Genomic DNA, 26,322 nt, shown 5'->3' on the forward strand with positions numbered 1-26,322 from the left:
TGTGGGTGGCCTTAGTACATTCAAACCGGACTTAATATTTTCCGCCGTAGCATGATTTAACTTGTGGGGATCACTCGTAGAGAAAGGCTTATATTCACCGGGACATGTTGATAATGCGGTAGCTAATGTAAAGGTAAATTGCACGAGAAAGGCTGACTATGCGGATGCAGTTGCGACAAAGCAGTGGGTGTAACAGGAGCAATGGCTGCGTATTCGTTTAACTTGACGCTATACCCCTGCGCAGGTTTAGCATGATGTTCCACTTCAATACATTGAAACGGATATCTCTTCGCTTACTCACAACGCCGCGCTGCTAAGAGTCAGCCATTTGAAGTTGATTCAGTTGAAGGATACCGTGCTGAATCGCAACCAGTGTCGCCATCGCCCGGTTTCTAACGCCGAGGTTTCGGTAAATGTCTTTCACGTATCCGTCTACCGTGTACATGCTGATGGATAAGATATTGGCAAATATCTTATTGCTCTTACCCATCGCGAGTTCGTGGAGTACCTGGCATTCGAGTGGCGTGGCCGTCAGTCCGATTAGAGAGCTATCGAAGTAGTCGGAGATGGCCCGGTACTTATTGATACACGTTGTGTGGGCTTCGTCGATAATTACCAGGTCGAAACGACCAATTCCAAAGCGTCGTTTACCGTCGGTCTTGATTTCAATTAAGCCCATCATAATGGGGTAGATACTAAAATAGACCGCACCCTTGGTGCCTTTCTCAGATACAAGGCTCACCGGGCTAGAATCCGACAGGTGTCCTTTGGACGCATTGACGGCCTACCATGCTTGTTGTCGCAACCCAATGCTTGCAAGCCGAGCATTTAATCGGTGAAACAGATTTCCTTGCCGTTGCCCTGGTCGTAGCAATCGCGGCGATTGGAGCTTGGCGCTGACGGCAACTGGTTTTGCGAGTTGTTGATCATTGTTCTATATGCAGCATCTGCAGCCTGTTTGCGGGCTTGGTCTTTGGCTGCCTGTTTATCGCGTTCCTGCCTGGCATAGAATTCACGCTGCGCCCGGCCCGCCTCATAAGCCTCTTTGGCTAGTTTCTGGCCCCGAATACTATCGAGATATTGCTGACGTTGAGCCGCTGCGATTTTTCGTGCTTTTTCGGCAACTTCTCGACCCGCTGCGTCGTTTTCCAGCGCGTATTCATAGGCGATGGCAGGAACATATCCACACCCTCGCGCATTGCGATGCTCGATTTGCGAGCGCCCCCAATGCATCAAGGCTTTATCTTTTGCTAGGTAGTGCGTCATTTTCGGCATTGCCGCTGCCGCGTTGCAGAAGTCGGCCGAGAATTCACCGCGAATCAGTCCAATCTCCTCGAAATTGAGCTCTGCGCTGCGCTCACCAAAGCAATCGCCGTAAATCTTTGTCACCATGATCATCGCTTCACGCGGCGGATACTCGGATATTCTGTCGAGAGGAAGCGGCTTGTGCTTTTCCAGCGCTTTTTCCACCTTTTTATCGGGCACAATGCCCCAGCGGTTTGGTTCGCCTTTCTTTAATTTATTGGAGTGATCTTGAGCCCATTTTCCAAATACCTGTGCTGCGAAGTCGCGTCGCATGTAGGAGGCCGCCGTTTGTATCCCCTCTTTGCCCTTCAGGGCCCAAAACGCAACAACACCAAAAGACTTGTCAACGGCGACGAAAGCACGGGGATTCTCGAGCTGCTCTGAGCTTAAATTACATGCGGGCGGAGGCTGACTGTTCGAGTCCAATTGCGCCACGGCAGAGGAAGAAAAAGACAAAATGGCAACGGTGGCCACTATTGATTTAACTATTGCGGCCGTAAACGCCCGGTCCGCCTTCGTATACTTGGGCATTAGGTTCCCTCTAAAAATGTTGCAGCGCTGGGTTGTCTTTACTGAGTTGCAGCGTTGTTCTGAGAAAAGTCTGCCATATCAAGATGGTTCAAATTAAGAATGCCGTGCTGGACGGCGACGAGTGTCGCCATCGCGCGATTTTTAATCCCGAGTTTTCGATAAATGTCTTTCACGTATCCGTCTACCGTGTACATGCTGATAGATAAGATATTTGCAATCATCTTGTTGCTCTTACCTAGTGCAAGTTCCTGGAGCACCTGGCGCTCACGGGGCGTGAGAGGCAGCGGCTTTACGTCGGAATACAGCATACTAGCGTTGTCGAGGGGCATGTTGGCGATCACTTTTCCGTTGCGATTGCCGAGTATCTTCCCCTGTGAATACGGGGCTGACAAATGAATAATTCAGCGCCGTCAGGTTAGATTATCTTATCCGACCATTCTTTAGCGATGATGCCAGACACCCACTGCTGGAAGTCCTGAATGACGCCATCGCCCCGATAGTTGTTGCTATAGGTTAAAAAACATTCCCCGTGCCGCGTCACCTTTTCTGACATTGGCAGTACTAGCTCATCATCACTACGCATGAATTGGTAGGATGTTGGCAGGTAGCCCATTGCAACGCCGATATTGCTCTTGACGGCCTCGATACTCGCCTGAACCGTGCTGACTACAAGCTCATTCGCAATATCCGAGAGCAGGCCCCACTGCGTTTGCCATCGTGGCCATTGATAACTGTCGTTGGCGATTTTGATGATCCGGCAACCCGTGAAGTCGCCTTCTGCCAAGCCGGGGTGCTCAGCGAGATAGCGACGCGTGCAGATAGGCGTGAGTGAGATTTCTACCAGGGGATGATAGGTAAGCTCTGGCTCATTACCACATTCGTGACGGATTGCGACGGTGGTTTCCGAGTTTTCTAGATCAACACGAGAAATATCGGAATCGATCTGAATTGTCAGATCTGGATATTTGGTTTGGAATTCGTGGATATTGGGAAAAAGTAATAGCGTTGCGATATTTGGCAAAGTATTGATAACAAAGCGCCGCTTTTTTTGCTCTTTGCGCACCGCCAGTGTAGCGGTATCAATCAAGTCTAAACCGCGTTTAACATGCAAATAATAGCGTTTGCCCTCCGCTGTCAAAGAGATTTTACGATTCTCTCGTTGAAACAAAGTGACACCAAGATTTTCCTCTAGCGCCTTAATCTGGTGGCTAACAGCCGGGGGAGACACAAACAGTTCATTTGCCGCGTCTTTAAAGCTTAATCGACGCGCGGCGACTTCGAAAACACGAATCAAGTTAAGTGAGGGCAGGTGCGGCGTGGGCATACGATACGACTCAACGATACAGCAGGCTAATCGATACAAACATTGCAGGGCAGCGACAAGAATATCTCAATGTTAGACGCGAGATCATCCTATATTACGGATGGCCTGAAAACCCCTCATTCCTGTGCCATTCGAAATCCAAACCGCCCAAACTATCATTTCCGCCGTTAGCGCGGCGAAGTGGGTGAAGCCAAATACAACCGTGTAACCACCTAGTCATATCAGCAAACAGGTGTGAGCCACTCAAGAACAAACCGAATGTATAATCGCCACATGTCATCAACACGAAGCCACACACCTAAGGCAAAGCAGAGCCGATGAGTACTGCCTGCACACCATTTCGGCATCAGCATGATCAACCGTACTCAACCGCGGACCACAAACAATTGTGTGCTGTGAATCTGGGCGGTATTATCCCGCCCCGGTTAACCGCCGCTTGTCACGCTCTCTACATCTTTACACAGAGTCTTTACCGCCATGGAAAAAATGTTTGAAAAACTCATGTATTCATCCCGCTGGATCATGGCGCCGATCTATCTCGGCCTCAGCCTGGTCTTGCTTGCTCTTGGCATCAAATTTTTCCAGGAAATTTTCCATGTGTTCCCGCATATCCTTTCGATGAAGGAAGCAGATTTAATTCTCGTCACCCTGTCGTTAATCGACATCGCCCTGGTGGGTGGCCTGATTGTGATGGTGATGTTTTCCGGTTACGAAAATTTTGTTTCCCAGCTGGATGTCGATGATGACGCCGATAAGCTTGGCTGGCTCGGCAAGTTGGATGCGGGCTCACTTAAGAACAAGGTCGCGGCTTCTATCGTGGCGATTTCGTCTATTCATCTGCTTAAGGTATTCATGAACGCCAAGCAGATCGATAACGACAAAATTATGTGGTACTTGCTGCTGCACATCACCTTTGTGGTGTCTGCTTTTGCGATGGGCTATTTGGACAAGATCACCCGCAGCGGCAAGTAAGGCAATGCGCTGGTCTGCATGATCAGCGCATTACTGCATGCTATGGCGCACTATGCGGCGCCCTCTTCCACCTCTTCGCCGCCAAAGGCGGCAATGACTGCCGGGATAAATTTCGCAAATTCGCCCGCCATAATGCTGAAGTCTGCATCGAATTGCTCGGCCATGGTATCGGCATTGATGTCGTCGGCGCGCTCACGGATCAAGTCACCAAACGCAATACGCTTTATACTCAGCTGATCATCAACCACGAAATCGATCCCGCCGGTCCATGTCATGGCCAACTTGCTGACAAACATACCAGACTGCAAATGGCTTTGAATTTGCTCCGAGGACAAGTCTTGGTTTTTGGCGCGAATGACGGCCGTTTCATCAGCGCGATCACGCAATTCACACTCTCCGCCTAATTCAAAACCGGTTGGCGCTGCGCCAGCAACCCATTCGGTCAGACAATGCTGAGCAGTGTTCTTAGCTTTCAGAGGAATAACGGGCAAACTGCCAAGGGTCTCGCGCAACAAGGTGAGAAGCTCCTCGGCCTTTTTGTGGGAGGCGCTGTCGACAAACAGCAAGCCCGCTTCAATGTCGATATAGGCGTACAGCTTTCTGGATCGCGAAAAAGCGCGCGGCAGCAGGTCGAAAACAATCTCTTCCTTCATATCCGTTCGCTCTTTTCGGCCCGGCTTGCGCCCGTCAGCTTCTTGAATTTCGCGAATTTTTTCATCGAGCACTTCGTTAACCACGGCGGCAGGCAAGACTTTTTCCTGCTGTTTAACACACAACATGACGCAGCCGTTTGCCGCGTGCAGATACTCGCTGCCGGCGTCGCCTAGGGGCTTGCTCCACCCATAGCTCGACTGCTCCTGGCTCGAACAGGGGTGGAATGCCGCTGCACTGAGCTTTTCATTAAGTTCTTCCAGGCTGGTGCTAAAGGGACGGGTAAAACGGTAGGCGAGCAGATTTTTAAACCACATAAAATCGATAATTCCAGTATAAAAAAGGCGGCAAAAAGGCCGCCCATTGTAGAGTTTTTTGCCGCCGACACCAGCGCTAGCTTACTGGCTATTGGCGCCAAACTCGGCCTGCATTGCGTCGCATCGGGTAATACCGTAGGCCTGCTGGCATATCTGCGCAATGGTCACATCGGCCTGTAGGCGGCACTGCCAGCGCAATGCATCAAAGCTCTCACCCTGACTCCGGCAAAAGCGCAGCGCCTGCTCTGCATGCAGCGCTTCCAGTTGTTCGCTGTAGTGCTTGTGTTTGGCAAGCAACGCACGGCGCAGTGTTGAGATATCCTTCGCACTGCGGCGCGATGCCCAAGGCCAACGTGAGAGCAGCGCATTAGAGTCTTGCTGCCAGCGCTGATAAAGGCTCAAGGCGCCGGGCAATTGCTTGACGGCATCCGCCGCTGGTTGCTGATAGGCTTTCACCAGTGCAGATTTCAGCGCTTCCGCCCGGCGCGTGTTTAGACTCCCTACCCCCTTGGCTTTAAATATCTGCTCCAGGCGCTCAGCGTCGTTGGCTGTTAGGCCATTGAGCGCGGCGTGCTGACTTTCAGATGGCGCGCTTCCCTCGCTGCCTTCGAGCCGGTGGCTGATAAAACGCGGCTCGCCAGCACTAAGCTGCTCAATACCTACGCCAACAGCTTGCCCGTGCTGTGCGTGGTGGGCGGCACGCAATTGACCATAATGCCAGTCTAAATACAGACCGTGGGGGCGCAATACCCCCTGCAATAAGGCCTCGGCATCCACCTCAAATTCTGAGGTATTACCGTGGTGCATGATACGTACTTTGTGGAAGCGGCCGCTGTTATCGATCTGGCTGCTGGCAATACTGAGCACAGAGGCCGGCAGGCTTTCACTCAATGCATAGAAATTACCACTGTCGCAGTCGTAGGCATAGACGTTGATCAGTTGCTGGGGGACGGTGAGGTTTGGCGCTTCGCAACCGCCGATAATGCTAACCCGCTCAAAGCTGCCCGGTTCAAAGTAAAAGTAGTGACTGCGCTGGTCGGGTAATTGATAGTTAAAATACTGGCGCTCAATAACATAACGCTGGCCGCTACTGAGTTCACGGCGAATTTGTGCAACACCGCGCGGCAGGCCGTCTTGATAGTTGGCTTTGACAATGAAGGGCCCCGACACGGGACGGTAGATGCTCAACAGTCGGCGGGGGGCGTTAGCGGGGCTGATATCGCGGCGATACTGGCGATACTGTTGTTTGCCATCCATGGCAAACAACGGCGGCGATATGCGAAACACCGCTGCCGGATAATGGCTCACCCATTGGCTCTTGTTTGACTCAGCCAATACGCGTTGTTTGCTATCGCTCAAAACAAAAGCGCCGCGAAAGCGTAACTGCCGCTCGCTAGCGTTATACCGAAACCGGCCATCCAAAGAGAGTGTAAGCGGCTCCCCGGAGCGATCAGAATACACCTGAGTCAGCACACCTTCTTTTGGAAAGCCGGCATCGTCAAAGCGGCCGCTAAACTCGCTGCGACTGGCGCTGAACACCAATTTCCCCTCGCGCGGCATGTCGCCATTCATCCGGCCTTCAAACACCACGCTGCCCGCATCACCATCGAACAGCACGCGCTCCTGAGTAGGCAGAGCACAGGCCGACACGAGCAATACACTGGCTAAAAAGCTGTTGCGAAAAACACCCAAGGAACTACATTTCATTTCATTATCTCTTTACCCTGCGTCATCCTAGCCCGGTATTTGTGCGTAGACGTTGATCGCTGTCGCGTCTTTACTGTCTACCTCGCTTCATGCCAATGTGGCGGGCTGTAACGTAAGTTTTAATCTTGGTGGTTTATGACCCTTACTTTGGTCAGCATTCTGGTTTTAGGTATTTTCTGTCAATGGCTGGCGTGGCGGTTCCGCCTGCCGGCCATTGTACTACTCGCTGCGGGTGGCCTGATACTTGGCCCACTCAGCGGCTGGATCTCGCCGCTGGACGACTTTGGCGACGGTTTAAAAGCCGTTACCTCACTGTTTGTAGCGATCATCCTCTTTGAGGGGGGACTGAACCTTCAGTTCCACGAATTGCGAGAAACCGCAAAAGTTACGCGGCGACTCACGTCCCTCGGGGTGATTTTTGCGTGGCTGCTGGGCACCGCCGCCGCCCATTGGGTTGGCCAGCTCAGTTGGGGCGTCTCGGCGCTACTCGGGGCGATTTTAGTGGTCACTGGCCCCACGGTAATCATGCCACTGTTAAAACACGCCAAACTGAATCGGCGCACCGCGTCTTACCTGAAGTGGGAAGGTATTATCAACGACCCCATCGGGGTGCTGCTCGCGGTGCTTGTCTATCAGTACTTGCTGTACTCGGGTGAAGGCCCAGCGATCGGCCACGTGTTAACCAGTCTGGGCCTGGCCATCAGTGTATCGCTGCTATTGGGCGGCGGCATTGCCTACGGCCTGGGAGTGAGCTTTCGTCAGGGCTGGATACCGGAATACTTGAAAGCGCCAGTAATCATCGCGTCGGTACTGGCGGTATATGCTCTGGCGGACTTGGTGCAGCACGAATCCGGCCTGCTGGCGACAACCCTGATGGGCATTGTGATGGGCAATATGCGCCTGCGCAGTCTGGATGAAATGCGGCGCTTTAAAGAGTATTTAACACTGATACTCGTGTCATTTTTGTTCGTGGTCCTCACCGCCTCACTCACCATGGAATCCATTCGCGCGATACACCCTCCGCTGATATTTATGGTGCTGGCGTTTCTGTTTGTGGTGCGCCCTCTCGCGGTGTACCTGGCAACGATCGGCGCGGGTGGCGACTGGCGCGACCGATTGTTAATTGGCTGGATCGCCCCTCGCGGAGTGGTGGCGGCGGCCTCGGCAGGTGCATTTTCACCAGCGTTGATCGATGCCGGCTTTAGTGATGCTCAGTATCTGGTACCCGCCGTCTTTATGTTGATATTTGTGACGGTACTTGCCCACGGCTTCTCATTGGGGCCCCTCACCCGCCTACTGAAATTAGGCTCGCCGGGCAAAGGCCGCATCTTGATTGTCGGCGCCTCACCGTGGGCCATAGAACTCGCACTGGAGCTGAAGAACCTAAAGCAGGATGTGATCATCGCCGACAGCGAGTGGGCGCGATTACAAACGGCCCGTCAGCGCGGTATTGAGACCTGGTTCGGCGAAGTATTGTCCGATATGGCAGAGGAAGCGATGGCGCTGGACAACATATACACCGTGCTGGCGGCCACAGGTAACAACCATTACAACTCCATGGTGTGTAACCACTACGCCCCCCATATTGGACGCCACCGCGTTTTTCAGCCCCACGACAGTGGCAGCGAGCGCGAAAAACACCAAGTCCCCGAGACCCGTCGCGGAATCACCGCATTTTCAAGCAATGTCTCCTACGCCGAAATGTGGACCCGGCTCATTCGCGGTTGGGGCTTTCGTAAAACCAGTATCACCGAGAGCTTCGACGAGTCCCAGTTTCTCAGTAGCCTGCCAGACGAGGCAGTGCAACTGGCCCTAATTCCGGAAAGTGGCAAGCTGGAGTGGTTGAGCAAATCCAGTCGCCGCTTGCAAAACGGCGACACAGTGATCAGCTTCGTGCCGCCGGATGCAAAGAAACTGACGACTAAACCCGAGGTGGTAACCAGTACTAAGCGCGACGGCGGCGCACCTGTGGACCTTCCGGCCTAGGGCTGCCTTTTACAAGCCCATAAAGTCGGGCACATTAAATACCCAGCTGCGCTCTTCACGGCGGCTGGAAATTTGCCAACCATTGTCGCCACGGCGGTATTCATCTACGTACCAGAGGCCCAGCATAAATACTTGGCTTTCTTCACCCAGCGGCATTTCCATCGGGTTAAAGCACATTACCCGCCCGGTTGCGCGGTCACCGTCAACGCGTATCTGAATGTTCGCGTTCAGGTGTTGGGTATTACTGAAGGCAGGCAGCGCTTCTTTCAAAAACGCGATTGTGGTCTCCACATCACCCACTGAGCCACCAAAAGCGCTGTAGTCTATCGCCGCGTCCGGCGTGAACACGTCACGCAGTTCGTCGGCCGCCTGCCGGTCGATAATATCGGCGTAATGGAATAGCAGGTCCTGTATTTCAAGGCGGTCAGAAATCTCTTGCAAGCTCAAGCTCACGGCAATGCCCTCTTATTGTTATCGTTAAAAATATAACGCCAGTACAACGAAAAACGGCAGTCTAGTGACTGCCGTTTTATCGCGCATGACCCAAGCGGGTGAATCAGTCGAGCTTGAACACGCGGCGTGCGTTTTCACTCAGGAACTTCGGCCATACTTCGTCTTTGAACGGCACATTGGGCATATCGCGGAAAATACGATCCAGTGACAGGCCCATCGGGAAGTAACCCGCGTACATGACTTTGTCAGCACCGCGACTATTGGCAAAGTTCACAATTTCTTGTGGGTAGTGCTTCGGCGCGAAGGCGCTGGTCATGTAGTACAGGTTTGGGTATTTCAGCATAAGCTTCCACGCCAATTTTTCCCATGGCTCGGCGCCGTGACGCATAACAACCTTCAGCTCGGGGAAGAACCAGCAAACCTCATCCAGCAGTTCCACCTTTTGCGGCGCCATGGGCAGTCGTGGTCCGGGAACCCCTACACATGGGCAGAATGGAATATCCAGCTCGACCAGCTTGGCGTAGATCGGATACCACTTTTTGTCGTTGTAAGGCACTTGCGGACACAAGCCCGAGGCAAAGCCAGTTACAGCTTTAATACCGTACTCTTCGTGGAAGCGCACAATTTTACGCACTTCGTCCATGCCATTGTTCGGGTTGACTTCCAGTGAGGTAAAGAAGCGATCCGGATGACGCTTGTAGGCTTCTTTGGCCACTTCGTTGTGGTCGTCAATGCCCAGCATTGCCCGCTCAATATTATGCTTGTCCATCTGTTCGATGGTGTAGGCAATATAGTCTTCTTTTTTACCGGTGTCGGGAATGTCTTTGAACATGTACTGCGCCGGCATTTTGAACATGGTCCGGCTTTCTTCGTCCATCAGCAGCGGCTTCATAAACTCGTACCACTGGCTGTTGTCTTCCCCGGGCACACTCAGCATCAGGTCCACGACCTTAATGTCACTGGGTATTGGCATGGGTTGGCTCCTCGATGATTCCTAAAGTGCCTTCATTCTCTGCGCAGACCGGCCTTCCCTCAATAGCATTACACGCCAGCCCATGCACAAAATCGGTCAATTACCCGCGGCCAGCGCCTCACGTAACGCCGCCGCGTTATCAGCCAATTGCTGCGGGTCACCCTGGGTGCGACCGTGTATTTGAATGCTTTGCCCCGGATAGGCGGGAATCAAATGCATGTGATAATGAAATACCGTTTGGCCAGCGGCGGCGCCGTTTAGCTGATGAACACCAATGCCATCTGCTTGGCAGTGCGCCTTTAAAATGGGCGCTAGGCGTCCAGCGAACTGGTTTACTGCCGCCAGCAAAGTGTCTGACATGGTGAAAATATCATCGTGGTGCTCATGCGGAATTATCAAGCAGTGGCCATTACTGGCCGGTGCGATATCCATAAAACACAGTAACTGATCATCGCGATACACTTCGTGACAGGGAAGTTGGCCCGCAACAATTTGGCAAAAAATACAATCGCTCATTTCTATACCTCCATCGGGCCATCATCGGGCTGATGCGGGCAGCGCGAGTAAGGGCTGCCATCCGGGTCTAAACTGCTGTAGCGATAAACGCCTTGCTCGTCCAGATGACGCTGTAAGCGCCCCTGGTAATACAAGTAATGCAGGTGGGCAATGGACTCACCGAGGGCCAGCGTTAATTGGCTCATCTCGACCTTGCGCGCGAACAGAACATCGAAAAGCTCAATGGCACATTTGGGCTGTTCACAGGCCTTCTCCACAGCCGCCAAGTGCCCCTTGTGATGATCAATCAAATACTCCAAGCGGTAATGCACGCCGTAGAACGGTGCATTGTGGGCCGGCATCACCAAGGTATCGGCAGGCAATGCTTCACGAAAGCGCGTGAGGGCGGCAAACCAGTCTGCGAGGGGGTTGGCCTCTGGCTCGCTGGGCATCACGCTAACATTTGACGTGATGCGCGGAATAATTTGGTCGCCGGAAAGCAACAGTTTATCGTCGGCAGAAAACAGACTGACGTGCTCCGGCGAATGCCCGCTGCCTGTCATTACCTGCCATCGTCGGCCACCAATCTTCAGCGTTTGACCGTCTCTCAGACGCTGGTAGGCCTTGGGCATTGGCTCAACGATATTGCCGAAGCCGCGGAATTTATTGCGCATTTTCTCTATGACGTCTGCGGGAATGCCGGCGTTCTGAAAATAGCGCTCAGTGGTCCATTCCAGATCACCCTGCCCCATCGAGCTAAACACGCGCGAGCTGATATATTCGCCAAAGCTCATATACAGGGGCACGCGGTGCTCGCGGCAAAGCCAACCCGCCTGACCAATATGATCGGGGTGCATATGGGTACAGATAACCCCCTTGAGCGGCTTGCCCGCCATCGGGCCGTCGAACAATAACTGCCAGCGCTCCTGGGTATCCCCTGTTTTCATGCCGGTATCGACGATATACCAACCGTCGCCGTCGTCCAGCACATATAAATTAATGTGATCCAAGGCCATGGGCAGCGCCATCTGCAACCAAAAGACGCCGGGCGCAACTTCAATCCACTCCCCTTTAGCAGGCGCCTGAGAGAAGGGATAACGAATAGGGTTTTGGGATTCGGAACTCATAGATACGGTCCATCGTTGCCGTGAAGAGAGGCAAAAACACCAGTTTGGCAGAAGATTGGCGAAGATGCAGCTAAACACGCCGCCAAAGCGGCGGCGGTTTAACCTCAGTGCAGACTTAGCTCAAACGCAAAGGAAGCTCGCGCAGACGCTGCCCGGTCGCCGCAAAAATGGCATTGGCCAGCGCCGGTGCCACGGGTGGCGTACCTGGCTCACCGACGCCGCTGGGCGGGTTGGTACTCGGCAGTATATGAACGTCAATTTCTGGGGATTCGTTAATCCGCAGCAACTGATAATCGTGGAAGTTACTCTGCTGGACAGCGCCATCCTCAAGGGTGATTTCGCCTTTCAGGGCCGCCGTCAAACCAAAGTTAATGCCGCTTTGCATCTGCCCAACGACGATATCCGGGTTAATCACTTGACCGCAGTCAACAACACACGTCACCTTGTGCACCCGAATGCGCCCACCGTCAGCTGACACATTCACCACCTCTGCCACCACACTGCCAAAGGATTCATGCACCGCTAAGCCCTGATACTGACCGGCAGGCGGGTTACCCCAATCAGCCAGTTCAGCGGCCTTACTCAACACCGCAAAGTGGCGAGACTCCGGATCCATATTGGCCAGACGAAAATCCAGCGGATTTTTGTTGGTTTGGTGAGCCAGTTCGTCGATAAAGCCTTCCATAAAGAACGCATTCTGCGAATGGCCCACTGAGCGCCAGTAACCCAGCGGCGCAGACACGTCCTGCATCACGTAGTTACTGCGCTTGTAAGCAAAGTTGTAGGGCGTGTGAATCAAGCCTTCTGTTGCCGCAGGGTCTGAGCCCGCCGCCATGCTACCAATACCGTCGTGTACACCCGATGGCAACCAGCTCGGTAACAAACTGCGGGTCATCACCGGTAAAAACTGACCGAAAATACTCGGCGCCACCGCTTTGATCTGCACGCTGCTTACGCTGTCGCCATCGATGGTCGCGGCCATCAATGCCGTAGAGTTGGGGCGATAAAAATCGTGGCGAGTGTCGTCCTCACGGCTCCATACCAGTCGCACAGGCTTGCCAGAGAGTTGGGCAATACGTGCTGCTTCAACCACATAGTCGTTCTGAATGCGTCGCCCGAAGCCACCGCCCAGAAAGTGGTTATGCAGGCGAATCCGTGAACGCTCAATTCCGGTGGCACGCTCTACCGCATCGAGCGCCAGTTGCACACCCTGCATACCAGACCAGATTTCTATGCCATCGTCACTGGCAACGGCCAGCGCGTTCATCGGCTCCATCGTGGCGTGTGCCAACAGTGGCACGTCGTAGAAAGCTTCAAAGCGCTCCCCTACCGCGGCACTTGCCTCACCGACCTCTTCAACTTGTTTGCCTTCTTCAGTCTTTGCCAGCTCGTGACGCTGGGCGCGCAGTGCTCTGCTACTCACACCAGCCAGTGGCCCCTTGTTCCACTCAACACTGATTTTGTTTGCCGCCTGGCGCGCTTGCCAATAATTACCGGCCAATACCGCCACGGCACCGTCGACTTCAAGCACCTGCTCGACACCGGGGCTGGACAAGGCAGCGCTGGCATCAAAGCTTTTTAAGCTGCCGCCAAAATGTGGACAGCGCACCAGCACGGCGCTCAGCGCACCAGGATACTGGGCATCAAGTCCGAAGTCGGCCTGCCCTGTCACTTTTGCCCGAGCGTCTAAGCGCGCATTGTGCTTGCCAATAAAACGGTAGTCGCGCGCGGCTTTGAGCGGCACCTCCTCGGGTAATTCTTGTTGACGAGCTCGATCAATCAGGCTGGCCGGCTTAACCTCTAAATCACCGATATAAACATTTCCATCGCGCAACATCACTGTCGCAATATCCACGCCCGCCTGCTCCGCCGCGGCGCTGCGCAGCAAATACGCAAGGCTGGCGGCAGCTTTACGCAAGGGCTCAAAACTGGTGCGAATCGATGAGCTGCCACCGGTAAGCATTACGTAGAAATCGGGGTCGATAAAATCCGGGTGGAATTGAGCTTGTTCGATATACAGCATGTTTGGCGGCATGTTCAGCTCTTCGGCGGCCATCGTCGCCATTCCTGTGTAGGTTCCCTGACCCATTTCCGATTTGTGCAACTGCAAGGTTATCTGCCCGTCGGGGCTCAGCTGCAAAAACGCATTGGGTTGAAGGTCTGCTGACGCGGCATGCGGCAGCGGCGTTGGCCCACAACCGGTGAGATTAACGCCCAGAACCAGGGACCCGCCGACGGCGGCACTACCTTGGATAAAACGGCGACGACGAATACTCATGACGCCACCTCCGCTTTATTTGCCTGGGGGTCATAATGTTGCACGCCCGCCGCTGCAGCGTGAATCGCCGCGCGAATTTTTGAATACGTACCGCAGCGGCAGATATTACCGGACATGGCCGCATCGATATCGGCATCGCTCGGTTGCGGATTGCTTTCCAACAAGGCCACCGCCGACATAATTTGACCGGACTGGCAATATCCACACTGGGGAACATTGTGCTCGATCCACGCTTCCTGAACCGGGTGGAGGCCACCCTGCTCGTCAACCAAGCCTTCAATCGTGGTGATTGCCTGGCCTACGGCCCCCTGAACAGGGAAGCTACAGCTGCGAATAGGGTTGCCGTTTAAGTGCACCGTGCATGCGCCGCACAGCCCCATGCCGCAACCGAATTTGGTGCCGGTCATTGCCAGCTCGTCGCGAATGACCCATAACAGCGGTGTGCTCGGGTCAACATCAAGTTCAACGGCCTTACCGTTTAGCGTAAATGCCAGACTGGTCATATTTTCTCCGTACTAGATCTGCATGCTCAGCAGCGAGCATACGACTATTTTTTATAACCGACGATTATGGAGAAAAGATGCTGACAACCCCATTACAGCTTGTTCATAATTCGCAGAACATGCAGCGAAAATGCATTATTATCGAGTTACATAGCCGTAACTTCCTAGAAGCTCATCACCACATCCAGTGACAACACATCGGCTGCTGACTCAAAGGAGCGGCGGTCATCTTCTAGAGGATAGTAGTCATAGGAAAGCGATACCGCAGCGGCGGGCGAGATCGCCATCATAAAGCCAACGCCCACATAGGGGTCGCTACCCTCAAGGGTGAATTGGCCGCGGCGATCGCTGTCGTCGACCCAGCCCTCCATTGTCCAGCCATACATCCCCGCTCGGAAAAAGGCCGACGCCGGTTCTGACATCGGCGTATGAAAGCGCACACCGAAAAACGCACCGTCTATGTCGCCATCGATCGCAACCGGCCCCGGCGCATAGCCATTATTTAACACCTGGCTACCGTCGGACTGCGCTCTGGCGCTGAGCTCACCCAAATGCGCGTAACCCAACTCCAGCGACAGCGCCTCACTGAGCACAACCCCAAATCCAAAACGCCCAGCGGTAGACTGGTTATCCACCTCGATATCTCTCAGTGAGCCGTCGCCAAAACTGTAGCGAATATCACCGGCATCGGTGGTGAACTCAGAGGCTCCCAGGCCTCCGAATAAATAAAAATTGGGAGAGCGGCTATAAGAAGAATAATGCCCGCCAGCGTGGCCGGCCGTCGCAACACCTGAGGTAGTAGAAAGTAAAAGCGCCCAGCCCATCAGTTGTGGCTTCATTGCAGTACTCCAAGAGTGAACAGTGAAGCCAGTGTGGCGCGCTCAGCCTGAATCGAGCCTGAATAACGACCTTAGCTAGTGGTGCCGTTTTGCAATTTCCACAATGCGCTCACGTAAATCGACTTGCGCTTCCAGCCTGCGCAGCAACCAGTAGCCGCCACTGAGAGAACGAGCGACGAAGGCCAGGTCAGGAACCGGCTTAAATTGCCCCCACACCGGCAGTGCGCGCCGCGCGATCGCCCGGGCGTCGGTAATAAAACTCGGATCTGCGAAATCGAATGGCGGCTCTACAATCATCCGCTCATGCAAAAACTCGGTGCTTTCCGTGTATGCGCGCTCCAGGCCAGCAGAGGGCTGACGGCCCGGCTTGGCCAAACTTCCCATCTCACCCAGCGATTGATGCAGCGCCGCCATGTTGCGCTCAACCACCGCACGCACTTGCTCGGCAATCAGCCGTTGGTCTTTGCCATTAACGCGCTTCACGCAACCAAAATCGAAAACAACAATGCTGCCGTCTTCGCGGAAACTGTAGTTACCGGGGTGCGGATCGGCGTGGACAATACCGTGATCAAATATCTGCGCCACCATCCAGTCGACATAGCGCTCACCGATGCGATCGCGCACAGCCTGAGGCCAGCGTTGCGCCACCTCGATGCCGCTACCGCTGACAAACTCCGTCACTACCACCGATGGACTGCAGAGCTCAGTGACGACATCGGGAACGATGATGCCATCGCGATTTGGCAAGCCGGCAAAAATTTCTAAATGTTCTCGCTCGCGCTGGTAATCCATCTCCTCGGCCATCCGCTCGCGAACCTCTTCCAACACGGCCTTCAGGCTGTCGCCATCAAAGGGCAAAATGCCCGCCATCCGTAGCATTCTGCCGAGATTACTAATATCAGCGTCCATCGCCGCAGCAACACTGGGGTAGCGTACTTTTACCGCCACCTTTCGCCCGTCACGAAGTGTTGCCACATGCACCTGACCAATCGAGGCACTGGCCAGTGGCGCGTGTTCAATCTCTGCAATCAGTTGCCACTGATGTGCTGACCACTGTCCATCAAGCACTTCGCGGATGCGCTCCCAGGGCAACGGCGCGGCGTCGGCCTGCAGTCGCGCCAACTGCTTAGACAACTCGGGCGGCAGCACATCGTGATACTGGGATGCTAGCTGGCCAAGTTTCATTGCCGCGCCTTTAAGCTCCCCCAGGGTTTCGTACCAGTCGCCCCCTACTCGCGCCCAGTGTGCCCCCGCATCTGATCGGGTAACGGTGCGCACTATGCCGCGCCCTAAGGTACGCGCCCCCGCCGCCAGGATGCGCCGCCCGCGCTTTGTAGAATTCGGCAATGCCATTTCCCTCCGATATAGGTTGGCGATATCCCAACGCCGATGAAATTCACCCGCCACGGCGGTTGATCACATCACTACTGAGCCATCTGTTACGGTATACGATGTTACAGCGCGTATTTGGATTACGGTTTATTTAATCGCCCCACAGGCGCGCGGCTGCATTCCCGCCCGCCCCGGCCGATCACTGTACACCCGTACAGTACAAAATGTATGATGAGCGAAGACCGATCGACGCAGTATCGCCAGTCGCTTTCCTCTAACTGCTAAGACCCCTGCTTCATTCACAAACACCCTCTATGAAAACAACGCCCTCGGATAAACGCCATCACAACGCAGAAATTCAGCGCGCCTCGCTGAACGATCCGCTGTACTACCTGGCGAATCTGGAAACGGTTATTCACTGGGTACGCAGCCACCACAGTGACTTATTGGAGACGGCAGAACGATCGATACTCGACCAGTTTATCGCGCTACCGAAGCACAGCCGCGCATTACTCGCCAGACTAAGCATGCGCAGTGGCACACTATTTCGTGGCGACGCGCTGCGCTATCGAGAGATTCCGTCTATCGATGACGCGCTACGGCCACTGGTCGACGCTGGCTGGGTGGCGCTAAACCCGACATTAACGGCCAACGACGTTCACAAGCTGTGCCGCCGAGCGGAATTACTGCAATTACTGACCAGCCGCGGCGTTGACTGCCCACGAACACTGCGCAAAAGCGAGATGCTGGCGCCGCTGCAAACCCTGGTTGCCAATCACTCCGCACAAACCATGCAGCAGTGGTGGCCCGAGGGCGCTATTAACACGATCAGCCTACTTCGCGACGCGCTATTGCAGCGAATTCGATTGATGTTCTTCGGCAATCTCTACCAAGACTGGTCGGAATTTGTGCTCGCCGAGCTGGGCTATCAGCGCTACGAGGCAGTGAGTTTCACGCCACAATCGCGCGCGTTTTCAGACCGCAATGACGTCGACGATTACCTCGACATCTACCACTGTCAAACAGCCCTGGCAGAGGGCGTTCCAGTCAATGAGCTTCAGGTGCCTGGCCCCAGCACAAATAACTGGCTGGAACACCGCCGACAAAAACTACTCTTTCAGCTCGCCCATCACGCTGAGCGCTGCGGTGATATCGATACCGCACTACAGTTCTACCGCGACAACCCCTTAGAAGAAGCACTGGTCAGGCAGTTTCGCGTGTTGGAAAAATCCACACCCTTACCCGAGCAACTGCTACCGCGTTTGGATGCGTCACTTCACAACGTGCAGCGCCCGGAAACTCGACTGCACTTACAACGGATTCAACATCGCCTTCGGCGCAAGGCCGGTCAGCCCAGCCCGACGCGCCGCGTGCAGCCTATTCCCAGCCAGACCCTGCTATTGCGTAAATCTGAACACAGCGTGGAAATTGCAACGCTAACCGCGCTAACCGAAAATAGCGCGCTTACCGGCTTCTATAGCGAAAACACCTTATTCACTGGGCTTTTTGGATTGCTGTTCTGGCCGGTGTTATTTGAACCACTGCCCGGCGCCTTCTTTCATCCTTTTCAGGCCGGCCCCGCCGACTTGTTTCGAGCCGATTTTGTCACTCGCCGGCAAACACTAATCGACCAGCGTTTACGCTTGCTCGAAACCAAGGCCTATCAGCAGGAAATATGGAAAATCTGGCGGGCCAAGCACGGTATTTCCTGCACATTGATACACTGGCCAGCGATGAGCGAAGCGCTTGTCCAAGCGGCGCTACGCTGTATTCCTGCCGAGCATTTGCGCATCGTTTTCCGCCACCTACTCAGCGATCTTCGCCACCACCGGCGCGGTATGCCGGATCTGGTGATATTCGATACCGCCCAATGCTGCTATCAACTGATTGAAGTCAAAGGCCCCGGCGACCGCCTGCAAGACCATCAGCGCCTGTGGATTGAAACCATGCTTCAGGCCGGTTTGCCCGTATCCGTTGCAGAAGTCGATTGGGAGAGCAAATCATGATCGAGGTATCGGTGCGCAACCTCTGCGAATTTGCCGCGCGAAGCGGCAGCCTGGAGTTTCGCTACACCCCCGCACCGAGCGCCGATGAGGGCATTATCGGCCACCTCACCGTTCAACAACGCCGGCCCGATCCCTATGTCGCGGAATACCGGTTAACCGGGGAGTGCTCGGGCATCGCGATAAGCGGGCGCGTAGACGGCTACTACGCGAACCCCGACAAATGCTATCTGGAGGAAATTAAAACGCATCGGGGAAATATCAATCGCATTGGACCCGGGCGGCGAGCCTTACACTGGGCGCAGCTAAAAGTGTACGGCGCTCTACTGTGCATGCGCGTCAAACGCGACAATATCGACCTGCGGCTCACCTACTTTGAAGTCCGCGACGAACAGGAAACGCAGGACACGCAAACCTTCGAGGCCACATTACTGACCCAGTTTTTAACCACACTTTGCGACCGCTATCGGCACTGGGCGGAAAGTGAAACCGCACACCGCCGCGCGCGGGACGAGGCCCTCGCGGCACTGCGTTTCCCCTACCCGGACTTTCGCACCGGCCAACGGGCACTGTCCGAAAACGTGTACAAGGCCGCAAGGCGCGACACGCCACTGTTACTCCAAGCGCCGACCGGTATCGGAAAAACCGTCGGTGTTTTATTCCCGGCGATAAAGGCTATGCCGGCCAGTGATCTCGATCGCGTGTTTTTTCTAAGTAATCGCAATACCGGGCGTCAGCTCGGCTTAGATGGCCTTCGCAGCATCCTCGACCACCAAGACACCACAGTGCCCCTGCGATTCGTGGAGCTCTCTGCCAAAGAAGCCAGCTGTGACCATCCAGACAAAGCCTGTCACGGCGATTCCTGCCCCCTGGCCAATGGTTTTTTCGACAGGCTTAGCGCAGCGCGTCAGCAGGCGACCCAGACGCGCTGTCTCGACCAAACAACGCTGCGCCGTATTGCCGCAGAGCACGACATTTGCCGCTACTTTCTCGCCCAGGAAATGGCGCGCTGGTCAGATATTGTGGTGGGCGATGTGAATCATTATTTCGATCAATTCGCCCTCCTATACAGCTTGGCCCAGCAACATTTATGGCGAGTAATGCCGGTGGTTGACGAAGCCCACAACCTTATCGACCGGGCCCGCGGCATGTACAGCATGGAGCTTTCCGAGGCCGAGTTACTTTACACCGTGCGCAAGGTTCCGGCACCGCTACTCAAACCGCTCTCTGAGTTGGAAACCGCCTGGGCCGCGTTGATTCGCCCCTATCTTGAGGACAGCGAGTTCGAACTTCACCACCAATACTATCTCGACGAGGTGCCAGAGGCGCTCAATAGCGCGCTGTACAGTGTCATTGCCGCCATTACCGACTACCTCACTGACCACCCAGCCGCCGCCGATGTACAACAGGTATTATTCACCGCCCTCGCCTTTCTGCGCCTGGCTGACAGCTTCGCAGACCACTCCCTGTGTACGCTCAGCTTTGAAACCGTAAGTGGTAGTCTTCAAGCGAAGCCGGGAAGTGGCAAACTGTGTATCGACAACCTTATTCCCGCCGACCATTTGCGGCCTCGCTTTGACGCCGCCGCCTGCACCGTGTTGTTCTCCGCCACCCTGTCCCCTCCTCAGTACCACCAAGACCTGCTGGGACTGCCCGCCGATACGGTTTTTAAGGATGTGGAGAGCCCATTTTCTCGCGAGCAAATAGACCTGAGACTCATCACCTCAATCAACACGCGTCAGCAGCAGCGCCAGCACTCACTCGCGCCAATTTGCGACCGTATCGTGCAACAAATGACCGCAATCCCTGGCAACTACCTGGTGTATGTCAGCAGTTTTGACTACCTAAACGCCCTGTTTGAATACCTTCGGGAGCACGCCCCCACATTGCGGCTATTGCGCCAACGCCCAGGCATGCCTCCCACTGAAAGAGACAGTTTTATCACTGAAGCCAGCGATGCCACCCCCAGTGTCGGGTTCGCGGTATTAGGCGGGGTATTTGGCGAGGGCATAGATTTACCGGGCGAACGGCTGATCGGCGTGTTCGTTGCCACCCTCGGCCTTCCTCCCCACAACGACCTGTACGAAGTTCTCCGGCAACGGCTTGAAGCGCGCTACGGCCGCGGTTATGACTACACCTACCTCTACCCCGGCATACAAAAAGTGGTACAAGCGGCAGGGAGATTAATTCGCACCGAGGAGGATCGCGGCGTTATCGAGTTAATCGATGATCGCTTTAGCCGGCCCGCAATCCGGGCATTACTGCCCAAGTGGTGGGGCCTGCGTTGACCGCCATGAATACTACGCTGTGAAAGAATCGGGAAAGTCCTTCAGCCGGGCATTATTGAGCTGGGGATCAACCGTCCTGGCTAACAGCGGAACACTTGCGCCAGACACAGCCGCCAGCACGTCTTTTGGCGCAAGCCGGTGGTCGAGCCAGTGGTTTATTTGCTCGCCCGATAGCATAACCGGCATACGCGGGTGGTAGCGGGTAAAATTGCTATCGGCAGGCTGCGTGAGCACTGATACCGACAGTAATTCCCCGCCCCTCTCCTCCCAGATAGCCGCTAGCGCCAGCGGCTTTGGGTCACCGGTAAAATAATAGGGCTGTTTCTTACCCGCTACCGTCTGCCATTCCATGAATGCTGACGCTGGAACAATCCCACGCCGGTATTTGAGCGGCCCCTTGTAGGCCCTGCTTGTCTGTACCGACTCGATCCGGGCGTTGAACATTGCAAACTTCGTGCTTGGCCCGTCTGACCAACTTGGCACCAACCACCAACGCATAGGGCTGATCGTCAACTGCCCCTCTAGAAAACGTACAACAGGCACGGCCTCAGTAGGTGCCACATTGGGCAACGACGGCATTTTAAAGTCATTAAACCCCAGTGCTCTGATTAACATTTCAACCGATGCACTGTGTTCAAAAAACAGGCGACCACACATTAGAGCTACCCAAACAACGCGGCTGCGCTCAGACAAGCACAGCCGCAATTCTTAAAACACGCTTGTTGGAATCGACAACAAGCCAGAGCGTTACTCGTCGCAACCCTACATTGACGGCAACTTACAGCGCTAGCGTTAAGTCCGACTTTGGCCTCGCTGAGCAAAGTAGGATTTTGTTTTTGCCTCCCGGCGGCTGAATATCATCGGGATAGCTGACCTCACCGGAAAGCAAGGTACACTCGCAAGCCTGGCAGGCGCCGTAGCGACAGCCCGAATTGGCATCAATGCCCTGCTCTTCGGCAAAGCTAAGCAAACTCTCCTGTTCAGGGTTCCAGTTTACTGTTTGCTCGCTCTGGCTAAAGTGGATGCGATACGCGGTTTGGTCGCCGTCATCGACGCCAAGGCTAGCACCGAAACTCTCGAAGTGCAGGCGTCCTGCGGCGATTCCGCACGCTAACAAGCCGTCGTGGAAGGCCTTACTGAATGCCGGTTTTCCGCAGATCAGAACGTCATATTTGTCGACATCGGGCAGTACAGCGCACACTCGCTCAGGGGTCATGCGACCCGCATGGCTGCCAACAGGCGGCTCACCTCCCTGCCCCGTCACAAAAAGCTGTAAGCGGAAATTGGCTAACTGCTGCTTCAGCCCCTCGAGCGCACCTTGGAAAGCAAAATCCTGCGGGTCGCGAATGCCATGAAATAAGCGCACATCCCGTTCGGGGTTTTCTTTGGCGACACTCTGCAGGATCGACAGCATGGGCGTAATACCGATGCCGGTACTAATTAACGCGAGCGGTCGGGAATCTGTCGGCACGGCGCCAAACTGCCCATTGGGATCTTTAATCGCCACCCTGTCACCAACGGCGAGTTGATCATGCAGCCAGCCGGAGCCTCTGCCCACCGCCGGTTCACCGTTCACCGAGCCGACTTCGCGCTTCACGGATATGCGAAAACTGTCCAATTGATGGCCGGGGCTGGACAGCGTGTAGGGCCGATAAACCAGGCCGCCATCAAGCTGCGGTATGGCCAGCACGATATGCTGACCGGGTACAAAGCGCGGCAGCTCGCTGCGCTCCGGGTCTTGAAACCACAGCGAGATAATATCGCTGGATTCCTGCTCCCGTTTAACCAGGGTAAAAGGACGGAATCCCCGGGGATAAGGCGATTTTAGCGCTGACGACGGGTCGCGCTTCTGCTCCTGCCACTGGGCAATACGATTCCCTGCCTTAACGACCTGCGACTTGACTCGACGCCCAACGTCATCAACCCAGACGTAAAGTTTTGTGCTTGCCTGGTCGACCAGCTCAACGCTATCACCGAGCTGAATCCCCGCGCGGTTACGCGGGCTCGCATACGCCCCCAGGTGCTGACCGGCATGCCGCATCACCGTGAGGGGAACATTGGGGTCTTGGTGAATACCGGGCTGCTGCGTGCCGGGCATAGAACAGCGGATAGTCGGATGATTACAGCGAATGAGGGCATCGCCGATACGCAGGTCACGGCCGCGCCAGCTGTTCTCCACTATGCCCGTTAGCTCGGGGTTAGTTTCGATAACAAAACTCGGCCGGTAGCGCTGGGGGCAAAAATTTCCCTCAGGGTAAATGGCATTCATGCTATCCAGCGCGGCAGTTGTGATGAAATGCAGCGGATAGACATCGTAGAGCGCACCTGGCGGCGTTGTGTACTTAGACAAATTGGTGAGTACTTTGAGCGAAAACCAAGAAAAATCCGGGTCTGGGTCATCCGCTGCCATGCCCAATATATAGCGGATTTCTCGCGGGCTCATCGGCTGAGTCAGGCGGTAGGCAGCCTTATCTCGCGCAGCCGGTCGCGGTATCAAGGTTACGCGTTTGCCGAGATACATCGACAAAATCGCCGATGCATAGGGATCATCAGAGCTCACGCGGCGCCCATCTGGAAATTCGATCTCTACCCGCGACGCCGCCACTGGGCCAAAACCGGTGGTCGGCTCAGTGAGATAGCGGGCCTTTAGCATCATTAGCTTGGGAATACGCCGAGCAGTGGCAATCTCATTGGTCTCGTCATCGCGGACCGCCCAGGTGCGATCATCTGCAAAGCCCGCATAGTCAATGTTGGCTGCGCTGATGCGCTCACCACCCATCGACTTTACAGGAAAACGCCATATTTCCTTAATGGTGCCTACATGCATTTTTCACCCATACCCTCAGAGAATCACCTGCCGTTTTAAGACAAAGTCTCGATCACTTGAGAAGCGGCGCGCTTCCCCGCGCGCACCGCCCCTTCGAAATAACCATTCCACTGCGTCGCCGTTTCCGTTCCCGCCCAAAACACCCGCTCGTGCGGCGCACGAATGCTATGCCCAACGGACGTCCAGTGGCCCGGGCCAGCAACTCCGGCGTAACAACCACGCGCCCAGTCATCATTTCGCCAACTGTGGTCGTAGTAATCCAGCGGGGTTGCTGCCTCATCGCCAAACCAATTTGCCAGCCCTGCCAAGAAGGCGTTGCGGCGCGCCGATTCACCCAACTCGGTGTATTTGACGCCTTCGCGCCCCTCGATAAAGCCCATAAGAATGCCGCGCGTTTCGTCGGGAGGCGTTACGTCAAAACACACATGTACCGGGGGCACATCCGAAACCGCCGAGCCAGACCAACCCTGTTTGCGCCAGAATGGCGTTTCATAAATAGCGAAACACTTAATGGCGCAGCCCGGTTGTAGATTGTTAAGCAGCGCTTTCTTTGCCTGCGGCAAGGGCGGCGTAAATACAATGTCATGCGCGAGAATTGGCGGCGCGGCGCATACTGCTGCCGCTGCCTGCCACTCGCGGGTATCGCTTTTCACTATTACCGCGCTGCCCGTCTGCTCGACGCTGCGCACAGGAGCATTCAGGAAAATCTGCACTCCGCGCTGCTGCAGGTGCTTAGCATAGGCCTCGGCCAAGGGTTGCACGCCTCTCTGCAGACGGTCTTGCTGCGCACCACCCTCGGATTCCACCAAGGAGAAAAAGCCCCCACCACTGCGAAAATAGAACAGCGCATGCAGCAGGCTGATATCGTCCGGGTGAGCCGCGAAGATACTTTCGACAGCAATACGAAAAACACTGAAGGCATCGGGGTGACGCACATGTTTGCGCATCCACTCCCCCACACTTTGGCTATCCAGCTCCTGCGCCCTCGGCGACAGCCAGGGGCTATTTCTGTCGACCTTTCGCATCAGGCGCAGCAAGCGTAAGTAGGCATAGCCTAAGCTAGAGAGTGCGCGCAGTGGCAAGTTAAGGGGAATGCTGCCGCGATATGAGCCGAGCCGCCCGGAAAACAAGGTGCGGTGCTTGCCAGCGGTATACATCGGCCAGGTGCTATGGCCCAAGCGCTTTGCCAGCGCATACATCTCGTCTTGCCCGGGCCCCAGCCATTGACCGCCGTAATCCAGCCAAATACCATTTTCCTGTTGCTGCGTGCGCGCTCGTCCACCAACGCGGTCACGCGCTTCCACAATGGTTACCGCCAGGCCCGCTGAATTAAGTGCATCAGCCGCGGCCAGCCCGGAAAAACCCGCTCCGATGACAATGACATTGTCGGCACCCGTAGCGATCATCAGCGCTCTCCTTCAAGCTGAGCATCAGTCTCGATGCTATAACGGCTATACTGCGATGCAACGTCGTTAACAGCCCCCTCGATGGCGGTCATGCAGACCTCGGTAGCTTCCATAAACGGCATATGACCAACCTCTTGGAACACCACCGTTTTGACCCGTTTAATCGCTCCCGCCAACAACAGGGATTGCTCGGCTGGAACAACAGGGTCGTGAGTGCCGGCAAGCAGATGGCACGGTATGGAAATGTCACTCAGCTGTTCAGCAATCTCCAGACGGTTGATACCTCGGAATAAATAAAACAGTGCCGAGGAGTCTTGGCTGCGAACATTAGCCCGAATATTGTCGATCATCTTCTGACTCAATAGGCTTGCCAGGTAAGTCTGACGGTCGTAGGCCAGCAAACTGGCAAACAAGCGCTGAACGAATGCGCTTTTTTTGGCCAACCAGATATTGAACGCAAACAGGCTTCTCGCCCAGCTTCCCGCAGCCGCCAGCTTAACGAGCAAACCTTCCACTCCGCCCCAGTTGCCGCTGTGAAAGCCAGCAATACTTACAATACCAATCACATTCGGCGCACGACGGATCGCCAGATTTAACGCGCAGAAACCGCCAGTGGAATGCCCGATAACAATTACCTTTCGGCTACCTAGCAATGCGGTAATTGCACCGTGAGTAATGTCGTAAAACCACTGCTCATCCAGGTTTTCAGAAGCAAAGTTTTCCGAAACGGTAGAGGGGTGATGGGCGGGCAAACTTAAGGCATACCACGCGCGCTGTTCACGGAAGCTGGCCGGCACACAGTCTCGCCAAAAGTTGACTGAGGCCAGCACTCCATGAATAAAGATAATCGTCGGCTGATCATCGCTCGCCAAGTGTTCATTGACCGCCAAATAAGCGAGGCGATGGCCATGCGACTCAACGAAACCCTCTCTGACCTTCATGCCAGCACTCCCCTAACAGCCGCGGATTATTCTAAAAGACCCAGTCTACTCTGTGAGTTGGCAG

Annotated in this window: 22 protein-coding genes; 4 read left to right on the forward strand and 18 right to left on the reverse strand. The window is 54.9% G+C overall.

The genetic code is table 11. From position 1 onward, the window contains the following. Positions 1-313 precede the first annotated feature (313 nt). The 4 genes from HNR64_RS04890 to HNR64_RS04905 form a co-directional block, all read right to left on the reverse strand. Positions 314-742 carry a LuxR C-terminal-related transcriptional regulator gene (locus HNR64_RS04890; RefSeq protein WP_204995425.1) on the reverse strand — a complete coding sequence of 143 codons (429 nt, stop codon included), beginning with the start codon at positions 740-742 and terminating at the stop codon, positions 314-316. 86 nt (positions 743-828) lie between these two features. Next, entirely contained in the window at positions 829-1,836 is a 1,008-nt protein-coding gene (locus tag HNR64_RS04895; protein ID WP_204995427.1) for a hypothetical protein, read from the reverse strand. A 38-nt stretch (positions 1,837-1,874) separates the two neighbouring features. Beyond that, positions 1,875-2,165 carry a response regulator transcription factor gene (locus HNR64_RS04900; protein ID WP_204995429.1) on the reverse strand — a complete coding sequence of 97 codons (291 nt, stop codon included), beginning with the start codon at positions 2,163-2,165 and terminating at the stop codon, positions 1,875-1,877. Positions 2,166-2,251: 86 nt separating this feature from the next. After that, positions 2,252-3,130 (reverse strand): LysR family transcriptional regulator, encoded by an 879-nt coding sequence (locus HNR64_RS04905; RefSeq protein WP_204995431.1) that lies wholly within the window; start codon positions 3,128-3,130, stop codon positions 2,252-2,254. 507 nt (positions 3,131-3,637) lie between these two features. Between HNR64_RS04905 and HNR64_RS04910 the strand changes: the two genes are divergently transcribed. Then, entirely contained in the window at positions 3,638-4,132 is a 495-nt protein-coding gene (locus HNR64_RS04910; protein WP_027872556.1) for a TIGR00645 family protein, read from the forward strand. 50 nt (positions 4,133-4,182) lie between these two features. On the opposite strand, the gene rdgC is transcribed toward HNR64_RS04910, so the two are convergent. Both rdgC and HNR64_RS04920 read right to left on the reverse strand, forming a co-directional pair. Beyond that, positions 4,183-5,100 carry a recombination-associated protein RdgC gene (gene rdgC, locus HNR64_RS04915; RefSeq protein ID WP_204995433.1) on the reverse strand — a complete coding sequence of 306 codons (918 nt, stop codon included), beginning with the start codon at positions 5,098-5,100 and terminating at the stop codon, positions 4,183-4,185. A gap of 81 nt (positions 5,101-5,181) precedes the next feature. Then, positions 5,182-6,807, reverse strand: coding sequence for a hypothetical protein (locus tag HNR64_RS04920; protein ID WP_204995435.1), 1,626 nt, complete (start codon positions 6,805-6,807; stop codon positions 5,182-5,184). Positions 6,808-6,942: 135 nt separating this feature from the next. Here HNR64_RS04920 and HNR64_RS04925 point away from each other — a divergent pair, with 135 nt between their 5' ends. Continuing rightward, on the forward strand, positions 6,943-8,793 hold the full coding sequence (locus HNR64_RS04925; RefSeq protein ID WP_027872559.1) for a cation:proton antiporter: 1,851 nt from the start codon (positions 6,943-6,945) through the stop codon (positions 8,791-8,793). Positions 8,794-8,802: 9 nt separating this feature from the next. On the opposite strand, the gene HNR64_RS04930 is transcribed toward HNR64_RS04925, so the two are convergent. The 8 genes from HNR64_RS04930 to HNR64_RS04965 form a co-directional block, all read right to left on the reverse strand. Continuing rightward, complete coding sequence (locus HNR64_RS04930; protein ID WP_027872560.1) at positions 8,803-9,246, reverse strand: nuclear transport factor 2 family protein; 444 nt, start codon at positions 9,244-9,246, stop codon at positions 8,803-8,805. Between the two features lie 103 nt (positions 9,247-9,349). Then, a complete protein-coding gene (locus tag HNR64_RS04935; RefSeq protein ID WP_204995437.1) occupies positions 9,350-10,219 on the reverse strand; it encodes an amidohydrolase family protein in 870 nt (289 codons plus the stop codon). 96 nt (positions 10,220-10,315) lie between these two features. Next, entirely contained in the window at positions 10,316-10,735 is a 420-nt protein-coding gene (locus HNR64_RS04940; protein ID WP_204995439.1) for an HIT family protein, read from the reverse strand. A 2-nt stretch (positions 10,736-10,737) separates the two neighbouring features. After that, entirely contained in the window at positions 10,738-11,841 is a 1,104-nt protein-coding gene (locus HNR64_RS04945) for an MBL fold metallo-hydrolase (protein WP_204995441.1), read from the reverse strand. A gap of 115 nt (positions 11,842-11,956) precedes the next feature. Then, entirely contained in the window at positions 11,957-14,119 is a 2,163-nt protein-coding gene (locus HNR64_RS04950) for a xanthine dehydrogenase family protein molybdopterin-binding subunit (protein WP_204995443.1), read from the reverse strand. Beyond that, positions 14,116-14,622: a (2Fe-2S)-binding protein gene (locus HNR64_RS04955; protein WP_027872564.1), complete on the reverse strand. Its 507-nt coding sequence runs from the start codon at positions 14,620-14,622 to the stop codon at positions 14,116-14,118. Before HNR64_RS04955 ends, HNR64_RS04950 begins: the two co-directional genes overlap by 4 nt. Positions 14,623-14,786: 164 nt before the next feature. Beyond that, positions 14,787-15,461, reverse strand: a complete 675-nt coding sequence (locus HNR64_RS04960) for a porin family protein (protein ID WP_204995445.1) — start codon at positions 15,459-15,461, stop codon at positions 14,787-14,789. A gap of 75 nt (positions 15,462-15,536) precedes the next feature. Continuing rightward, entirely contained in the window at positions 15,537-16,808 is a 1,272-nt protein-coding gene (locus tag HNR64_RS04965; protein WP_204995447.1) for an ABC1 kinase family protein, read from the reverse strand. Positions 16,809-17,107: 299 nt separating this feature from the next. On the opposite strand from HNR64_RS04965, the gene HNR64_RS04970 reads away from it, so the two are divergent. Both HNR64_RS04970 and HNR64_RS04975 read left to right on the forward strand, forming a co-directional pair. Then, on the forward strand, positions 17,108-18,799 hold the full coding sequence (locus HNR64_RS04970) for a VRR-NUC domain-containing protein (RefSeq protein WP_204995450.1): 1,692 nt from the start codon (positions 17,108-17,110) through the stop codon (positions 18,797-18,799). Continuing rightward, positions 18,796-21,084, forward strand: a complete 2,289-nt coding sequence (locus HNR64_RS04975) for an ATP-dependent DNA helicase (RefSeq protein WP_204995452.1) — start codon at positions 18,796-18,798, stop codon at positions 21,082-21,084. Before HNR64_RS04970 ends, HNR64_RS04975 begins: the two co-directional genes overlap by 4 nt. A gap of 12 nt (positions 21,085-21,096) precedes the next feature. Here the strand turns inward: HNR64_RS04975 and HNR64_RS04980 are convergent, their stop codons facing one another. The 4 genes from HNR64_RS04980 to HNR64_RS04995 form a co-directional block, all read right to left on the reverse strand. Further along, entirely contained in the window at positions 21,097-21,741 is a 645-nt protein-coding gene (locus tag HNR64_RS04980) for an SOS response-associated peptidase (RefSeq protein WP_204995454.1), read from the reverse strand. 121 nt (positions 21,742-21,862) lie between these two features. Further along, positions 21,863-23,911: an MOSC N-terminal beta barrel domain-containing protein gene (locus HNR64_RS04985; RefSeq protein WP_204995456.1), complete on the reverse strand. Its 2,049-nt coding sequence runs from the start codon at positions 23,909-23,911 to the stop codon at positions 21,863-21,865. A gap of 35 nt (positions 23,912-23,946) precedes the next feature. Beyond that, complete coding sequence (locus HNR64_RS04990; protein WP_204995458.1) at positions 23,947-25,317, reverse strand: flavin monoamine oxidase family protein; 1,371 nt, start codon at positions 25,315-25,317, stop codon at positions 23,947-23,949. Beyond that, on the reverse strand, positions 25,317-26,258 hold the full coding sequence (locus HNR64_RS04995) for an alpha/beta fold hydrolase (RefSeq protein ID WP_204995460.1): 942 nt from the start codon (positions 26,256-26,258) through the stop codon (positions 25,317-25,319). The genes HNR64_RS04990 and HNR64_RS04995 overlap by 1 nt, the downstream gene beginning before the upstream one ends. Positions 26,259-26,322: the final 64 nt, after the last annotated feature.

The sequence above is a fragment of the Spongiibacter marinus genome (genome assembly GCF_016906995.1).
Lineage (GTDB): Bacteria > Pseudomonadota > Gammaproteobacteria > Pseudomonadales > Spongiibacteraceae > Spongiibacter > Spongiibacter marinus.

Excerpts from the sequence above, each read along its gene's own strand:
- HNR64_RS04935 (WP_204995437.1), bottom strand. The coding sequence starts at position 10,219 with ATGCCAATACCCAGTGACATTAAGGTCGTGGACCTGATGCTGAGTGTG.
- HNR64_RS04995 (WP_204995460.1), bottom strand. The coding sequence starts at position 26,258 with ATGAAGGTCAGAGAGGGTTTCGTTGAGTCGCATGGCCATCGCCTCGCT.
- HNR64_RS04960 (WP_204995445.1), bottom strand. The coding sequence starts at position 15,461 with ATGAAGCCACAACTGATGGGCTGGGCGCTTTTACTTTCTACTACCTCA.
- HNR64_RS04900 (WP_204995429.1), bottom strand. The coding sequence starts at position 2,165 with ATGCCCCTCGACAACGCTAGTATGCTGTATTCCGACGTAAAGCCGCTG.
- HNR64_RS04980 (WP_204995454.1), bottom strand. The coding sequence starts at position 21,741 with ATGTGTGGTCGCCTGTTTTTTGAACACAGTGCATCGGTTGAAATGTTA.
- HNR64_RS04910 (WP_027872556.1), top strand. The coding sequence starts at position 3,638 with ATGGAAAAAATGTTTGAAAAACTCATGTATTCATCCCGCTGGATCATG.
- HNR64_RS04945 (WP_204995441.1), bottom strand. The coding sequence starts at position 11,841 with ATGAGTTCCGAATCCCAAAACCCTATTCGTTATCCCTTCTCTCAGGCG.
- HNR64_RS04925 (WP_027872559.1), top strand. The coding sequence starts at position 6,943 with ATGACCCTTACTTTGGTCAGCATTCTGGTTTTAGGTATTTTCTGTCAA.
- HNR64_RS04985 (WP_204995456.1), bottom strand. The coding sequence starts at position 23,911 with ATGCATGTAGGCACCATTAAGGAAATATGGCGTTTTCCTGTAAAGTCG.
- HNR64_RS04950 (WP_204995443.1), bottom strand. The coding sequence starts at position 14,119 with ATGAGTATTCGTCGTCGCCGTTTTATCCAAGGTAGTGCCGCCGTCGGC.
- HNR64_RS04955 (WP_027872564.1), bottom strand. The coding sequence starts at position 14,622 with ATGACCAGTCTGGCATTTACGCTAAACGGTAAGGCCGTTGAACTTGAT.
- HNR64_RS04990 (WP_204995458.1), bottom strand. The coding sequence starts at position 25,317 with ATGATCGCTACGGGTGCCGACAATGTCATTGTCATCGGAGCGGGTTTT.
- HNR64_RS04970 (WP_204995450.1), top strand. The coding sequence starts at position 17,108 with ATGAAAACAACGCCCTCGGATAAACGCCATCACAACGCAGAAATTCAG.
- HNR64_RS04975 (WP_204995452.1), top strand. The coding sequence starts at position 18,796 with ATGATCGAGGTATCGGTGCGCAACCTCTGCGAATTTGCCGCGCGAAGC.
- HNR64_RS04920 (WP_204995435.1), bottom strand. The coding sequence starts at position 6,807 with ATGAAATGTAGTTCCTTGGGTGTTTTTCGCAACAGCTTTTTAGCCAGT.
- HNR64_RS04940 (WP_204995439.1), bottom strand. The coding sequence starts at position 10,735 with ATGAGCGATTGTATTTTTTGCCAAATTGTTGCGGGCCAACTTCCCTGT.
- rdgC (WP_204995433.1), bottom strand. The coding sequence starts at position 5,100 with ATGTGGTTTAAAAATCTGCTCGCCTACCGTTTTACCCGTCCCTTTAGC.
- HNR64_RS04895 (WP_204995427.1), bottom strand. The coding sequence starts at position 1,836 with ATGCCCAAGTATACGAAGGCGGACCGGGCGTTTACGGCCGCAATAGTT.